The organism is Bradyrhizobium sp. 23AC, from assembly GCF_054863025.1.
Window position 1 is genome coordinate 1 of sequence record NZ_JAVAYN010000044.1, and the last position, 14,818, is coordinate 14,818.

General features: G+C 59.2%; 13 protein-coding genes and 3 pseudogenes. 2 read left to right on the forward strand and 14 right to left on the reverse strand.

The window, feature by feature from the left end; all coding sequences use genetic code 11:
* The coding region (locus RAD10_RS41060; protein WP_461621920.1) for an IS3 family transposase at positions 1–669 on the forward strand (669 nt) is incomplete at its 5' end.
* A gap of 26 nt (positions 670–695) precedes the next feature.
* On the opposite strand, the pseudogene RAD10_RS41065 reads toward RAD10_RS41060, so the two are convergent.
* From RAD10_RS41065 to RAD10_RS41080, 4 genes and pseudogenes are all read right to left on the reverse strand, one after another.
* A pseudogene (locus RAD10_RS41065) lies at positions 696–1,408 on the reverse strand (SDR family NAD(P)-dependent oxidoreductase); the annotation flags it as partial.
* Positions 1,409–1,881: 473 nt separating this feature from the next.
* Entirely contained in the window at positions 1,882–2,034 is a 153-nt protein-coding gene (locus RAD10_RS41070; RefSeq protein WP_461621921.1) for an AMP-binding enzyme, read from the reverse strand.
* A gap of 35 nt (positions 2,035–2,069) precedes the next feature.
* Positions 2,070–2,519 (reverse strand): annotated as a pseudogene (locus tag RAD10_RS41075) (amidase family protein); the annotation flags it as partial.
* A gap of 7 nt (positions 2,520–2,526) precedes the next feature.
* The gene (locus RAD10_RS41080) at positions 2,527–3,657 is read right to left on the reverse strand and encodes an IS630 family transposase (RefSeq protein ID WP_461621922.1); all 1,131 of its coding nucleotides are present in this window, start codon (positions 3,655–3,657) and stop codon (positions 2,527–2,529) included.
* Between the two features lie 38 nt (positions 3,658–3,695).
* Here RAD10_RS41080 and RAD10_RS41085 point away from each other — a divergent pair, with 38 nt between their 5' ends.
* Positions 3,696–3,977, forward strand: a complete 282-nt coding sequence (locus RAD10_RS41085) for a LexA family protein (protein WP_461621923.1) — start codon at positions 3,696–3,698, stop codon at positions 3,975–3,977.
* Between the two features lie 68 nt (positions 3,978–4,045).
* Here RAD10_RS41085 and RAD10_RS41090 read toward each other — a convergent pair.
* From RAD10_RS41090 to RAD10_RS41135, 10 genes and pseudogenes are all read right to left on the reverse strand, one after another.
* A pseudogene (locus RAD10_RS41090) lies at positions 4,046–4,438 on the reverse strand (amidase family protein); the annotation flags it as partial.
* A 176-nt stretch (positions 4,439–4,614) separates the two neighbouring features.
* A complete protein-coding gene (locus RAD10_RS41095; RefSeq protein ID WP_461621924.1) occupies positions 4,615–5,292 on the reverse strand; it encodes an ABC transporter ATP-binding protein in 678 nt (225 codons plus the stop codon).
* 16 nt (positions 5,293–5,308) lie between these two features.
* Positions 5,309–5,641: an ATP-binding cassette domain-containing protein gene (locus RAD10_RS41100; RefSeq protein ID WP_461621925.1), complete on the reverse strand. Its 333-nt coding sequence runs from the start codon at positions 5,639–5,641 to the stop codon at positions 5,309–5,311.
* A 244-nt stretch (positions 5,642–5,885) separates the two neighbouring features.
* Positions 5,886–6,212, reverse strand: coding sequence for a hypothetical protein (locus RAD10_RS41105; protein ID WP_461621926.1), 327 nt, complete (start codon positions 6,210–6,212; stop codon positions 5,886–5,888).
* Positions 6,213–6,872: 660 nt separating this feature from the next.
* Positions 6,873–7,889: an ABC transporter ATP-binding protein gene (locus RAD10_RS41110; RefSeq protein WP_461621927.1), complete on the reverse strand. Its 1,017-nt coding sequence runs from the start codon at positions 7,887–7,889 to the stop codon at positions 6,873–6,875.
* Complete coding sequence (locus RAD10_RS41115) at positions 7,882–8,859, reverse strand: ABC transporter ATP-binding protein (protein WP_461621928.1); 978 nt, start codon at positions 8,857–8,859, stop codon at positions 7,882–7,884. The genes RAD10_RS41110 and RAD10_RS41115 overlap by 8 nt, the downstream gene beginning before the upstream one ends.
* Positions 8,860–8,967: 108 nt before the next feature.
* Entirely contained in the window at positions 8,968–10,677 is a 1,710-nt protein-coding gene (locus RAD10_RS41120) for an ABC transporter substrate-binding protein (RefSeq protein ID WP_461621929.1), read from the reverse strand.
* A gap of 26 nt (positions 10,678–10,703) precedes the next feature.
* Complete coding sequence (locus RAD10_RS41125) at positions 10,704–11,609, reverse strand: ABC transporter permease (protein WP_461621930.1); 906 nt, start codon at positions 11,607–11,609, stop codon at positions 10,704–10,706.
* The gene (locus tag RAD10_RS41130; RefSeq protein WP_461621931.1) at positions 11,609–12,565 is read right to left on the reverse strand and encodes an ABC transporter permease; all 957 of its coding nucleotides are present in this window, start codon (positions 12,563–12,565) and stop codon (positions 11,609–11,611) included. Before RAD10_RS41130 ends, RAD10_RS41125 begins: the two co-directional genes overlap by 1 nt.
* A gap of 652 nt (positions 12,566–13,217) precedes the next feature.
* Positions 13,218–14,456 (reverse strand): serine hydrolase domain-containing protein, encoded by a 1,239-nt coding sequence (locus tag RAD10_RS41135; protein ID WP_461621932.1) that lies wholly within the window; start codon positions 14,454–14,456, stop codon positions 13,218–13,220.
* Positions 14,457–14,818 lie beyond the last annotated feature (362 nt).

Consider the following 14,818-nt stretch of genomic DNA (forward strand, 5'->3'; position numbering starts at 1 on the left):
GGCAGTCCCCGCGTCCATGCCGTCTTGCGCAGGCAGGATCGTGGCGCCAGCCGTGGCCGGATCGAACGGCTGATGCAGCGGCACGGTATCCGCGCCATCATGGCGCGGCCGCGCCGTGTGCGCACCACCGACAGCCGTCACGACCTGCCGATCGCACCGAACCTGATCGCGCGCGACTTCACGGCTCCCGCCTCGAACCGGGTCTGGCTCGCCGATATCACCTATATCCCGACCGCAGAGGGATGGCTGTATCTGGCGACCGTCATGGATCTGTTCAGCCGAAAGATCGTCGGCTGGGCCATGCGGGATCATATGCAGGTCGAACTCGCATCCGCGGCACTGATGATGGCCATCCAGCAACAGCGGCCGCAGGCTGGATTGATCCACCACTCCGATCGCGGCGCCCAGTATGCCTCACACGCTTATCGCGATGCGCTCGCGGGCGCCGGCATCACCGCATCGATGAGCCGCAAGGCTGATTGCTACGATAATGCCCCGATGGAGAGCTTCTTCCATACCCTGAAGACCGAGCTCGTTCATCATCGCAACTTCAAGACTCGCGCCGAGGCCCAGCGCGATATCTTCATCGAGGGCTTCTACAACCGAACCAGGCTCCATTCCGCCATCGGGTATCTCGCCCCGATGGAGATGGAGCCAAAAGCAGCCTAAACCCGTCCACTTTTTCGGGGGAAGATCAGAACCTTGCCCGAATGATCCGCCGCCACCTCCGAGGCCATGAATAGCACGCCCGGAGCAATGTTCTCGGGACTAAGGATGGGATCTGGCTGATTCCTGGAATGTCCGCCCACATCCGCGTAATCGCGTTTGGTGCCACGCCCATAACGCGAATGCCATACTTACGGCCCTCGATGGAGAGAACGTGTATCAAGCCATAGATTCCGGCTTTGGCCGCCCCATAGCTAGCGTGGCCGAAATTCCCGAACAGTCCTGACGTTGAGGACGTCATATTGATAACGCCTGGCCGGCCACTGTCTCTGAGCCACCTCCAAACTGGTAGCGTGCAGCAGTAGGTCCCTTTCAGATGAACCTTAACAACGAGATCCCAGTCCTCCTCCGAGATCTTCCCAAATGTCCGGACCCGTAAGATGCCTGCATTACAGATCACGATGTCGATCTGGCCGAAAGCATCGATCGCGGTCCTGAGAGTATTTTCTCCGCCGGCCGGCGTGGATACATCGTCACCATTGGCCACAACGCGCCCACCTGCCGCTATGATTTCCGCCACCACTTTCTCAGCGGCGGGGCTCGTGCCGACGCCATCCAGCGTGCTGCCAAGATCGTTGACGACAACCGCCGCCCCCTCTTTGGCGAACAGCTTTGCATAAGATTCACCGAGCCCACCGCCAGCTCCGGTGACGATCGCCACCTTGCCGTCCAACAGTCCCATCCCATCCTCCTGAAAAGTCTGCATCGTGACCACCGCAGGGTTGCCGAAGCACGGTTAGTTCGACCTAACAACGCTTGCATGCGAAGTGCTAGCTAGCGAGTCTTTGCCGCACCCACGGTGAGCTTTTCGCTCCTTTAAGGGCTGCAACACTTCGCTCCGGCCGATCAGCACTAGGCAGAATTTAGGTTAGCTTCGGAAACCTAAGCGGTTGATACCATATCGCGAGTAGCGTCGGCAGAAACCGCATCCATGCCTTCGCTGGCTCGCTTCTACAATCCGCCTTTTTCTTGAAAGAGACGACCCGATTACGTTTGGCTCTCGAGCGACTTCATGCGGGCGATACGCTCGTCGTGCAACTGGGTACGGCGTACCTTGCCTGCCTCGTCACGCAAAGGCTCCTCAACGAATTCGATGGTGCGGGGACGCTTATAAGTCACCAGCCTTTCGGCGAGATGCGCTAGCAGCACCTCGGGTTAGCCCCGGCGGGCCTGAACAATGGCGTGAATGGACGAGCCCAAGTCCTTGTGTGGCAGGCCGATCACAGCGCTTGACAACACCAGCGGGTGCTCATCGATCGCCGCCTCGACCTCGGCGGGATAAACGTTGGCTCCGCCGACAAGGATCATGTCGGTTCGCCGGTCAGCAAGGTACAGGTATCGAAGCCATCGCGTAGACGAGCCAGATCCGCGAAGCCAGATCCGGCGAACGGGTCCGAGACGATCTTTCGCCCGCGCGCCTCAAGCTCTGCAACGGCACTCTGATAGAGCTTCTTAGTTTCCGCCGTGAGATCCTGATTTCGCCAACCAGGACCGTACGGGCCGATGCGCTTTCCTTTCAGGGTCGCTTCGTTCAGGCCAGCGGCATATCCCCCCTCCGGAATGTTTCCGAAGGAGGCGATGGTCTTCGGGTCCTCTGGCGTGTAGCCAGCAAGAGCATCAAGAACGATAGCTGCATCGCGGACGGTCTTTGCGTGAGGCCCGACAACATCGCGAGTGCTTCCCGCAAGCGGAACGACGCCGGCATTGGATACGAGGCCAAAGGTTGGCTTCACGCCGACCAGGCTTTGAGCGGCAGCCGGATTCTGGATCGAGCCGCCTGTCTCCTCGGCTAGTGGTTCATCACAGTGATTTTGACTCTTTGGCGGTCGCGGGATAGACGCTCCCGAGTTTGGCGCGGGCTTTGTCGGTTGTGAACATCGATTTGATACGGCCTCGCATTTTGTTTCGCTGCCGTTGCCATGCTGCGATCTCTTTCCGGAGCCTTTTGGGGTCGTCGATGCGGCGGCTGAGACACTGGCGCTGCAACACGCTGATCTCGCACTCGACCATATTGAGCCAGCTGGCGTGTTTCGGAGTGTAGTGGAACTCAAGGCGACGCAGGATGCGGCGGGCCTCGGCGGGTACAAATGCTTGATACAGCGCGCCGGCGGTATGGATCGACAGATTGTCCTGCACGACACGGATGCAGGCGGCATCGGGATAATGGATGTCGACGAGTTCGCGCATGCAAAGCGCGTAGTCTACGGCGGCGCGGCGATCGGTAACCTTGACGTTGCGCCAGCCCCGATGCGGATCGAAGGTGACGAAGAGATTGACGGTACCGTTGCGACGGTACTCGTAATCGTAGCGCTCGCGCTGTCCCAGTTGGGCCGGGATCGGCTGACGCACCTCGCCGATGAGCTGGACGGGGGTCTCGTCGAAACAAACCAGCGGCCGCTCGGGATCCGACGCTTCAGCATAGAGATCGAGAACGTCCTCCATGCGCGCGACGTATTCACCGTCAACACAGGGAATGCACCACATGTCCCTGCGCCACGGCTTGAGGTCGTTCTTGGCCAGCCGGCGGCGCACGGTCTCGCCCGACAGGCTGTCGTGATCGGTGAACTTGACCATTGCGTCGGCCAGCAGCATCAGCGTCCAGCGTTTGCGGCCGGCGGGCGGCGTGGCGCATGCCGTCGCCACCAGCAGGGCCTCTTCCTTGCCCGTCAGCTTGCGTTCCGCGCCCGGACGCGGCTCCTCGCTCAAGGCCCGCTCCAGATTGCCTTCCACGAAGCGACGCTTGGTCCGGCCGACGGTGGAAAGGCTGACCCGGACCGTTCGGACAATCTCCGCGTCGCAGTTGCCGGCATCGGCCGCCCGTAGAATCTGCGCCCGCTTCAGCTTGCGGGCGGCATGCTTGCCGCCGCCGAGCATCGCCGTCAGTTCGTCCCGCTCGGCTTGGCTCAATTCGACCCGATAACGTACATTCATGCTTCGCCTCCTTGTCGGAGGCCGGGACGAATCCAGCGATGAGTCAAAAATCAGGCGCGCGCTTGACCGAGAAGCAAGGTCACTATCTCGCGTTCATCCACACCTATTCGTACATGTTCGGACAGCCGCCCGCCGAAGCCGACATCCAGCGCCATTTCCGCGTCAGCCCGCCGTCTGTCCACCAGATGATCGTCACCCTCGAACGGAACGGCTTCATTCGCCGCCGGCCCGGCGTCCCACGAAGCATCGAGATTCTCTTGCCGCCCGAAAACTTGCCCATCCTCGATTGGCTCGGTATCAAAACGTCAAAATCACTGTGATGAACCACTAGGCCGATTACGGCGAAACTTGCCGAGACGGCGGTTGCCGTTCCGCTGCTGCTGGCACCCGGAGCCAGATCGCAATTGACGGCGTTGTAAGTCGGACCATCCCAACTCGTGTTCGCGCGGGTGTCATCATTGCTGAAAGCTGGAATGTTCGTCTTGCCAAGTATGATGGCACCCTCGGCTCTCAGGCGAGCAACCACTGAGGCGTCAGAGGCGGGGATGAGATCGACATCTCCTGCTCGGCTACTCAGCTTTCGCCACCCGGCAGTTGATGGCAGCCCAGCGGCGTCCATTGATTCCTTGATTGCGACTGGAACTCCAGCTAACGGCCCCAACTTCTCTCGGGACGCCAAGCGCCTGTCGATTGCCTTTGCGTCATCAAGCGCGGACGGGTTCGTGGTGACGAATGCGTTGTATGACGGGTTCGTAACGGGCGATCCGGTCCAGGAACGCACGCGTCAGCTCTTCGGCAGTAAACTTCTTTGAGGCGTAAGTCTGCTGAATGTCTGTGATTGAGAGCTCGATGACATTGGGTTTGTTCTGAGCTCCGGCTGATGCGTCGGCGCCATCATGCCCGCGTAAAGCGCGCTCGCGACGATCGACAACTTTCTCATCATTAAACCTCTCCCCTCTATGCCACGCCCCTTGAAGAAGGCAGCGCTGCCGAAAACAGACGAAGCCTGCGCACGCGAACTCCCGCTCGTCCATCACGGCGCATCGAGCGCCCGACAATCTCAGTTTTCCAGCCGATGGTGATCACCGCACCAGGCTCGACCTGCACCGAGCCTTCCGAATTCGGCAGCTTGACCACGAAATCATCATGGCCGCAGACTGAGATCCGGATACGCACGTGGTCGCCCAGATAGATCACTTCCGCAACCTGCGCGCCGAGACGTAGCGAGCCTGGCGCCGGGTTCAACTTAATCCGCTCCGGCCGCAACGACAGCACCGTCGACCGGCCAACCGCGTCGACATTGACGGCCAGAGCCTGCACGTTGCCGGCGCCCGGAATCTCCACAAGGCAAGTCGCGGCATTCACCGCCACGACATTGCCACGCAGCCGGTTATTCTCGCCGATGAACTGGGCGACGAAAGCGCTCTGCGGCCGCTCGTAGAGTTCGGCTGGCGGGGCGAGTTGCTGGATGACCCCGTCGTTGAACACGGCGATGCGGTCCGACATCGTCAACGCCTCACCCTGATCGTGCGTGACATAAACCACGGTGACGCCGAGATCCTCGTGAATGTGCTTGATCTCGAGCTGCATGTGCTCGCGCAATTGCTTGTCCAGCGCGCCGAGCGGCTCGTCCATCAGCACGAGCTTGGGATCAAAGACGAGCGGGCGAGCGCGACGCGCTGTTGCTGGCCGGCCGGCGCCCGCCATAGGCGCCCAGACGAACCATGTCGAGCGCCCGCTTGATCTTCGCCTCTCGCTCCAGCTTCCCAAGCTTACGGACCTTCAGGGGGAAGGCAAGGTTCTCCTCGACGGTCATATGGGGAAATAACGCGTAATTTTGGAACACCATACCGATGTCGCGCTTGTGCGGCGCCATGTTACCGATCGAGCGTCCCGCCAGCAGGATCGAGCCTTGGGTGGGCGCCTCGAAGCCGGCGAGCATCATCAGGGTCGTGGTCTTGCCGGAGCCTGACGGCCCCAGCATCGTCAGAAACTCCCCCCTTGCGATGTCCTGAGATCCTCAACGACCAGCGTTTCGCCATCGTGGGTCTTCTGAACGCCTAAAACCTCCACAAAGGCATTGTTCGTGCCCGGCATCGACCCGCTTCCCTCCCCGGCGCCCCTAGCACTCCTGCCCCTGCGGCCCCCTTCGGCTTGACCGACTGCGGCAATTGCGTGCGCGGCCAAGATCGCCGCGAAAAAACCTGCATCAGGCGCCTGCGGTCGGCTCACCGCCTCCTCACCCTTCGTTTTTGAGACGACTTTGCGGCCGGCTGAGGGTTCTCATTGACTAAAATCTTTATCCGCTGACAGCGCTGGTTTTCATCCATATGAGGCCGGTGCACGCTGAATTGGACTCCGACAACTTCGCCGAACTCGGTCGCCCACGCCATCGTGACATCCGCCGCGGTCTTGCCGAGCGTACCTATGATCAGCCCGAGCATGGTCACAGCTGCCGCGATTCGGTGGTGCGCGACATGCCGCGTCATCACCGGCTGATTGAGACGAAGCTCTTCGTAATAGAGGCGTTGCACCTCAAGCCCCTTGTCGCCCATAGGAGCCAGTGCGCCCGCAGTGCCCCGGAGTTGCGCAGCGCCTGCACAAAGCGGTCGATAGAGGAAACCAGACCGCCACCTTGTGGGCGAGGGTGATCGGAAGTGCCTATTTCAGATAGGGGCGCCCGGTCATCGGCACGTCGTGATATTTTTCGCGAGGTCGGCGGCCACTCGGACCACGCGCAGATCGCGACCGACGCTGACGAGTTCCACCCGGTTCTGCGGCACGGTTGCCGCATCCGTTACGTGCTAGGCTCGTCCGAGAACACCGCGCGTCTCCGTGGTCCGAACATGTCCCCGAAGACGGCGGAGTCAAGAACAGTGCTGGTGATGCGGAAGCAGGGTTAGTCCGTAGTTCATAATCGTCTCGTTGCGCCGCGGGAGCTAAGTGAGGCTTTTGAGCACGAATAGTCGCCGTCGATGGATTCGCCATACGCCCCTGTTTGCTCTTAGCATCGTTGAACTCCTAAAGACTTCGCGCCGGTGAAGTCGATCTGCCGTCTAACTTTTCAGCGGGTCTCGTCAAGTCGCGAATTTCTTTCGGCAAAACCGAGTCTACGCCATAGTCCGGGTCGCTGCTGCAGCTCTCAATTTCGAGACAAATGGCCGCATTACGATTGACGCTCGAGGCGGGCGATACGCTCGTGGGCCCAGTGGCCATCACGTGAACAAATGACACGCTACCATACCATCTCCCTCGGTGAGCAATTCCGGTATCTTCTCCTTGCAGATCGGCATCACGTGCGGACAGCGTGGATGGAAGCGGCAACCCGGCGGCGGACGCTGTGCGCTCGGCACCTCGCCCGGGATTGTCTGGTGGCTACGCCGGACCTCGACGAGCGGGTTTGGGATCGGAATAGCAGCCATCAGGGCCTTTGTGTAGGGATGCTTCGGGTTCGCATAGATCTCGTCACGCGGGGATATCTCGACGATCTTGCCGAGATACATCACGGCGATACGCTGACTAACATGCCGCACCACAGCGAGATCGTGCGCGACGAAGATTGTGGAGATGTCGAGTCTGTCTTGCAATTCCTGAAACAGGTTGACTACCTGCGCCTGAATCGACACGTCAAGCGCCGACACCGACTCGTCGCAGATCAACAGACGCGGTTCGACTGCGAGCGCGCGGGCGATGCTGATGCGCTGCCGCTGACCACCGGAGAACTGATGCGGATAGCGGTCGATCATGTCGCGTCGTAGCCCGACCATCTCGAGCAGCTCCCATACACGCGCGCGACGCTCGACCTTATTGCCGTGGAGCTTATGGATCTCCAACGGCTCACCGATGATGTCGCCGACGGTCATGCGCGGATCGAGCGACCCGAATGGATCTTGATAGACCATTTGGATCCGCCGGCGAATAGGTCGCATTTGGCTCCGGTTGTAGTTGGTGATATCGACCCCTTCGAACACAATCCCGCCAGACGTGATCGGCAGCATCCGCAGAATAGCCAAGCTAGTGGTCGACTTGCCGCACCCGCTCTCGCCGACGAGCCCGAGCGTCTCGCCCTTATACACCTGGAACGACACACCATCGACAGCCTTGACAGAACCGATCTCGCGCTGGAGCAACCCGCCATAGACTGGGAAGTGAACCTTGAGATCACGAACGTCAAGAATGACATCAGATTTCACGGCGCTACGTGGCTTCTCATGTGTCATGGCATCAGACATGGGGCGCCACCCAGCACGCATGCATATGCTTGTGTTCGGCCTTCATCAATTCCGGCACTTCGCGTCGGCAGCGCTCGACCACCTCGCCGCAGCGGGGATTGAAAGCGCAACCGGTCGGCAGTTCTGCGAGACTCGGCGGCTGTCCTTTGATCGGGACCAGGCGCCGTCCAGCCACTTGGTCGAGACGTGGTATCGAAGCCATCAGGCCGCGCGTATACGGATGCATCGGCTTGGCGTAGAGATCAAGCGCGCTGGCCGTCTCGATGATCTTGCCGCCATACATCACACACACTCGGTCGGCGTAGCGCGCGACTGCGCCGAGGTCATGGGTGATCAACATCAGCGCCGACCCGCTTTCACGCGTCAGTTCCTTCAACAGCTCAAGGATCTGCGCCTGTACGGTCACGTCGAGCGCAGTGGTCGGCTCATCGGCAATGATCAGCTTTGGTTGACAGGCAAGTGCCATCGCAATCATGATACGCTGACGCATGCCGCCGGAGAACTGGTGCGGATGGTTATCAAGGCGGCTACGCGCATCTGGCATCCGGACGCGATCGAGCAGTTGCTTCGCTTTGTCATAAGCCTTTTTCCACGGCATTTGGTTGTGCAGATTGATCGGCTCAGCGATCTGCAGGCCAATGGTTAGCGACGGGTTGAGTGACGTCATCGGCTCCTGGAAAATCATTGCGATCCGATTGCCACGGATGGCCCGCATCTCGTTTTCGCTGAGCTTCGTCAGATCGACGCCATCGAACAGAATCTCACCGCCGGTGATGCGACCAGGCGGATTGGGCACGAGCCCTAAGATGGACAATGCAGTCATGCTTTTGCCGGAGCCGCTCTCGCCGACAATGGCGACGGTCTCGCCAGGATTGACGTCGAACGAGACGTCGTTGACGGCTGTGATCGCGCCGGGACCGTCACCGAACTTAGTGGTCAGGCGGCGCACTTGCAGAAGCGGCTTACTCACTGAAAGGCCTACTCCAAAATTTGTGGTGAGTGCTGCGCCGCGGAACGGCACAAGTCACGGCGGCCAACGCGCCGCCGCTTGTTGCCTCGGTGTGACTGCGGCGCTCGCTCAGTATCCCATTTTCTTCTTTAGGTCCTGATCAATCCAGATCCGGGCATAGATCGGGCCCGGACGTACCGCGCCGGCTCGCAGCTCGCCTGCATAGCCCTTCACCCAGGGCCACCAGGCTGTGTAGTAATAAGGCGTCGGCAGCCAGATGTAGGGGGCTTGGTCGAGTATCTCGGTGGTGATTGCCCGCATCTCGGACTGTCGCTTCGATTCGTCCCGTTCCTCGTAAACAGCTTTCATACGCTCGTCGAGCTTTGGGTCGCTCCATTGCGACGGATTCCAAGTCTCGCCGGTGACGAAGCTCTTCCTGATCGTCGTCAGCGGGCTGACGCGGCCGCTGTCCATGAGATAGCCGGCCGCGAGTGTCTTTGTCGTCATCGCTGACAAGAAAGCTGCATACTCCATTGGCTGGATCTCCACCTTGACCCCGACCTGCTCAAGGTAGGCGGCGATGAGCGACAGAAGATCCATTTGCTCCTGACTGCCTGAGCTGATCTGGGTTTTGAAAGTGAAGCCGTTCGGGTATCCAGCTTCGGCGAGCAGCTTCTTGGCCTTGGCTGGATTATACTCAAAAAGCTCCCGCACGCTGGCAGGCTGCTCCTCGAGAGACTGAAAATAACCGGTATAGTCGGGACCCTCAGGATAGGCGAACAGTTCCGCATTTCCGTTGTAGAGCGTCTTGATGATCTCTTGCTTGTTCACTGCCATGTTTAACGCGCGGCGTACGCGGACGTCATCGAATGGCTTCTGGTCAACACGCATCGAAAGAAATGTGCCTTCCGTTGCAAGCCACCGGTTCCACTTGAGAGCTGGCGTGCTCTTCTTGAGTTGCTCGGCGTCCTGCCAGCTCATCAGCTCCATGATGTCCAGCTTGCCCGTACGCAGCGAGGTCACGCGTGTCGCCGCGTCCTTAATGATGCGGTATTCGAACTTGTCCACGTAGGGGAGCTTGAACTCCTTGCCGTTGATCGTTTCCTTGTCCCAATAGTCGGGATTCTTCTCGTACGTCTGGGAGTTACCTTGCACATAATCCGTCAGCTTGAACGGACCCGTACCGTTGATGTTCTTCCAGTCAGAAGCGCCGGCATCTACGACCTCCTTAGGTATAATGGCCGAGTAATACCCATAACCGAAGCGGTAGTCCCACTCAGCGTTGGACTTCGGCATCTCGAACACAACCGTGTATTTGTCTTCAGCGCGTGCATTCCTGACAAAATCGAAGTACGTATTAGCTTTCGGGCTGCTTGCGAGACGCTTAAAGCTGAACACTACGTCGTCGGCTACCAGTTCACGCTTCGCCATCACCCCCGTTTTTTCGGGAAACATCACGCCCTTGCGCAGCGTGATCTTCACTCGCAAGGGATTGTCCAGCCACTCCCATTTTTCCGCGAGCTCGCCGCGAATTAGATGTGAGGGGATGTAGGCGTCGGATGTGAAGGCATTCTGACCACCGCGCGACTTGGCCTTGGACAGATCCGCGGCAAACAGCTGCTCGTAAACGGCTCCGGTGTCATGATTGTGCTTCCAATTGATATCGTAGCTATCGAACGACAGTGCCGAGAGATTGGCATAGACGGTGGAGATTTCCAGAGCCCCGCCGTATTTTGGAGTTTCCACGGTCTGGGCGGAGGTAGGGCCTGCGGCGAGCACTAGGCTAAGCGCGCCCGAGTTGGCGATTGTGCGTAGCAATTTGGTGGGTTGGATATGCATGGTTTCCTTCTCCTAGAGCTTTTTGCTCAACGATGGCCACGCATCCGAGGATCGAGCAGATCGCGTAGTGCATCGCCGAAAACGTTGATGCTGAACACAACTAAAGTCAGGCAAATGCCGGGGGCCAGCGCCATCCAAGGAGCGAGGTACATGTAGTCGCGCGAGGAACCCGTGAGCATGCCGCCCCAGGACGGCGCCGGCGGCGGGACACCAAGCCCTAAAAAAGACAGCGATGCTTCGGCTAAAATGGCCGCTCCGACCCGCGTAGTGAACAGCACGATCACAGGCGGCATGACGTTCGGCAGGATGTGCCGCCAGAGTATGCGGTTGGTGCCGCCGCCAATCGACTGAGCGGCATGAATGTAAGTTTGCTCGCACACCGACAACACTGCGCTGCGGATGATGCGGGATCCTGCAATACCGAAAAGGCAGCCGAGCGTGACGATGACTGAAAGCATGCCGGGGCCCGCCACGGCAACAACCACAATCAGGACGACGAGATCAGGAAAGCTCATCCAGGCATCTACAAAGCGCTGCACCAGCATGTCGACCCGCCCGCCGAGATAGCCCGTCGTAATGCCGATAGCGATCGAAATGATCGTCGCAAGAATGGCCGCTGAAAAACCGATGATTACGGAAAGGCGCGCACCGTAAACGATGCGGGAGAAGATGTCTCGGCCCAGATTGTCGGTACCGAACCAGAATTGCCAGCTCGGTGGCTTTAATCGGTGGATCGGCATGATCTGGTTGTAGCCGTATGGCGCAAGTAAATCCGCGAAGATGCCGGCAAACAGGAAAATCAGACAGATCACCGCGCCGACGGCACCAAGCGGCTTCTCGCGAAACAGACGGTAGACGAACTCAGACACAACGTTTAGGTGCTTGATCGACGGCTGACGGACAGCAAGCGAGCTCTCGGTGATCTCGGCCATCAGCGGTTCCTCACTTTCGGATCAAGTAGGCCGTAGCTCACGTCGACCAGTAGATTGATGAACACGATCGTAATACCAAACACAAAGAAGACGCCTGCAATGATGGGGTAGTCTCGCGAACTCACCGCCTCCAGCAGCAACAGCCCCATTCCGGGAATGACGAAAATCTGCTCGAGAATGACCGCGCCGCCGAACAGCGCACCAGCTTGCAGACCCACTAGAGTGATGACCGGGATCAGCGCATTTCGGAGCGCGTGGCGCACGACGATTACAGTGGTGGAAAGCCCCTTCGCCTTTGCGGTGCGGATGTAGTCTTGCCGCAGCACCTCCAGCATCAGCGTGCGGGTCAGCCGCATGGTGGTAGCCGATAATGCAGTGCCGAGGATCAGCGCTGGAATGAGCAGTTGCTGGAAATTGCCCCAAGGATTATGCGAGAATGGAATGAACTTCACCGAGGGGGACCACCCCCACCAGATCGACGGAAACACCATCACCAAAGTACCTACCCAAAAGCCTGGAATTGCGAGCGCAAGAATCGAGAACGTGCGAAGAATGTAGTCACCGATCGTATCTTGCTTTAACGCAGCATAGACGCCGATCGGAATACCGAAGACGAGTGATACAGAGAGAGCAAGCATGCCGAGTTCGACGGTAACCGGCAGGCGGTGGAGAATTTCGTCCATCACCGGCATGTTGGTCCACAGCGAGTTGCCGAGGCTTCCCTTGAACACAAGCGCGCCGACCCACGCGAAATATTGGACGTAGAGTGGCGCATCCAGTCCAAGCGCGATTTCCAGTTGCTCTCGCGTTTGTTTGGCTGCACTCACGTCGTTGTGTGAGAGCATCAGGTCAAGGATGTTGCCGGGGATTAGCCGAATTGCCATGAAGACAATGAGAGATGAAAAGATGAGCGTCGGGATCAACGCTAGCAAACGACGTATGATGTAACCCTTCATGACTCCGCCGCTTACCTAGCCTTTGCCGCGGATCGGCGAATGCGATCTGCGGTCGATGGACCAATTTATCTCAGATCGAAATAGTAGCTGTCCGACAGAACTGGATTTCATCAATATGGCCCGTCAAGAAGCCGAATTACTGCAACAAGGTGGAGAAACTCGAGCGTTATGTTCGCCTGGATCAAGCCGGGGAGGGCAGCTATTGATGATCTAGACCCGCGGAGCACACTTCCTCGGTCTCTGAGTGCGCGGCTGGACCGCGCAGGATGTAGTGTTAAGGGCAGGAGCCGTAAGAAAGACCTGGCGCGCGACTTCAGTTTGTAGGTAGGTGAGATCTGTTGCGCTCGCGTATTGGGCTATTCCCGGCGAGCGACCGCGCTGGACCACGTTCGTGTCACGTGGCGCTTACGTAGCTGTCGAATAACAGCCCCGAGGGGCCGGGATAGAGGTTTCGAGAGTACCGCCGTGTTCCGGCGCCTCCATCATGGCGCAGCCTTGGGCTCCGGCCAGACGTTCTCTTCGTTGCTTAACGATTGCCAATGTGACCGGCTCAGGATTGAGCCAGCCCGCAGTGTTCAATCGCGCCCAGGTCCACCAAAGGGTGTCATGTACGGGGCGCAGCACGGGAATACTATCCTGTTCGAAGGCCGGACTATGCGCGCAGCATCCGGCCCAGTGCCAGCATCTGCGGCGTGGTGATCGGGTCACTCGCAGACGACGCGATGGGGTGTGACGAGAAGCGGGCTACGACCATTTCAGCTTTCGGCGCAACATACAGACGCTGCCCATGGACACCACGGGCTTCGAAGGCGCCCAGTTCATCGTTCGTTATCCACCATTGGTTGCGATACGAGTAGTTCAGCCCTGTCAGACGAAACTTGACGCGCCCATCATCCTTTTGCAAGTCATGTATTACGGACGCGGGCATTACCTGTTTTCCGCTCCACTCGCCCTCGCGCCGCATCAACTCGCCGAATCGCGCCAGATCGCGCAATGAGGCATACAGACCACCACCGGCCAGTGGCATGCCGACGGAATCGACCCTGACGTAAGCATCCTCCTCGCAACCGAGCCATTGCCAGAGGCGCTCATGCAGCAGTTGAGCGAACGAGCGGCCCGTCACTCGCGCCATCACCCAGGTCATCACTTCCGTGTTGACGGTCTTGTAGGCGAAGCCTTCGCCATGTGCGCCTTCTTTGCGCAGCGTGCGCAGGTAGTCGCACAAGGTCTGCGGCCCCTCATAGCCGGGAGGCCGCCAGCCCCAGGCGCGCGAATATGCGAAAACGCCGGAGTTCTCGTCGACATAGTCCTCGACGTACGCCAGACCGGTCTGCATATCCATCACCTGGCGCAAGGTGGCGTCCTCCCAAGCCGAGCCGCGCAGTTCGGGCAGATAGTGCAGAATCGGCTTTGTGTCATCAAGCACACCTTCGTGCACGAAGGCCGCTGTCAAGGCGCCCGCGTACGATTTTGTGACCGAAAAGCACGCGTGGGGCAGGTGCGGCTCGAGCGCGCCGAAGTAACGCTCGTACACAATGCGCCCACGATGCAGAACCACTATGCCGTCGGCGTATGTGTCGTAGAGTGCCTCTTCGAAGGAGCGAGCGTGGCCATTCATATCGGCGAAGGAGAGCCCATTGATGTCCGCTGCTCTGTCGCAATGCTCAAGCGACGACGGACCACCCCGCCCTCGCCATACGTTAACGGTCGGCACAAGCTCCCGCATGTGCGACAGCGACCAGCGGATCTGCGGGAAATCATGAGAGCGGCCGCTCTCATACGTGATCTGCCTCTTGACGGGCGGCGGCGAACCCCGCATCCATCCGACTTCGCGCGGATCGGACGTTCGAGCGTCGAGGTAATTTTTTCCGTCGATTTCGATCATACCCATCTAACGTCTCGCAGCTTTCTCTCAGGAGAGACATTCAGTTCAGGCTCTGTTTCGTTCATGAGTTCGCTTTCTACTCACATGCTGCTCTTCACTGGATCCGAGCCGCGGGGCATCCGCCGCCTATGGCTGCGGCCAACTACACTATCGAGATCTCAGGGCTGAGTTCCGTTGATGTGCCAGCTCACATCGTCGAAATTCTGCGCCAAATGGAGCAATCCGAAGGAATCACGCTCGGCCGAGTTCGTCCATTTGCTCGGCGCGCTTGCGCATAAGGTGGGCTGTGGTGAGCAGCAACGTTGTCAGAATTATTGTGAGCGTCGATACGGCCGCGATCGTGGGATTGAGTTGGAAGCGCAGATCAT

What these genes read in the sequence shown, in the direction of transcription:
- RAD10_RS41095 (WP_461621924.1), bottom strand. Translation starts at nt 5,292, where the DNA reads ATGGACGAGCCGCTCGGCGCGCTGGACAAGCAATTGCGCGAGCACATG.
- RAD10_RS41110 (WP_461621927.1), bottom strand. Translation starts at nt 7,889, where the DNA reads ATGTCTGATGCCATGACACATGAGAAGCCACGTAGCGCCGTGAAATCT.
- RAD10_RS41130 (WP_461621931.1), bottom strand. Translation starts at nt 12,565, where the DNA reads ATGAAGGGTTACATCATACGTCGTTTGCTAGCGTTGATCCCGACGCTC.
- RAD10_RS41105 (WP_461621926.1), bottom strand. Translation starts at nt 6,212, where the DNA reads ATGGGCGACAAGGGGCTTGAGGTGCAACGCCTCTATTACGAAGAGCTT.
- RAD10_RS41085 (WP_461621923.1), top strand. Translation starts at nt 3,696, where the DNA reads ATGAGTCAAAAATCAGGCGCGCGCTTGACCGAGAAGCAAGGTCACTAT.
- RAD10_RS41120 (WP_461621929.1), bottom strand. Translation starts at nt 10,677, where the DNA reads ATGCATATCCAACCCACCAAATTGCTACGCACAATCGCCAACTCGGGC.
- RAD10_RS41070 (WP_461621921.1), bottom strand. Translation starts at nt 2,034, where the DNA reads ATGATCCTTGTCGGCGGAGCCAACGTTTATCCCGCCGAGGTCGAGGCG.
- RAD10_RS41125 (WP_461621930.1), bottom strand. Translation starts at nt 11,609, where the DNA reads ATGGCCGAGATCACCGAGAGCTCGCTTGCTGTCCGTCAGCCGTCGATC.
- RAD10_RS41135 (WP_461621932.1), bottom strand. Translation starts at nt 14,456, where the DNA reads ATGGGTATGATCGAAATCGACGGAAAAAATTACCTCGACGCTCGAACG.
- RAD10_RS41080 (WP_461621922.1), bottom strand. Translation starts at nt 3,657, where the DNA reads ATGAATGTACGTTATCGGGTCGAATTGAGCCAAGCCGAGCGGGACGAA.
- RAD10_RS41100 (WP_461621925.1), bottom strand. Translation starts at nt 5,641, where the DNA reads ATGCTGGGGCCGTCAGGCTCCGGCAAGACCACGACCCTGATGATGCTC.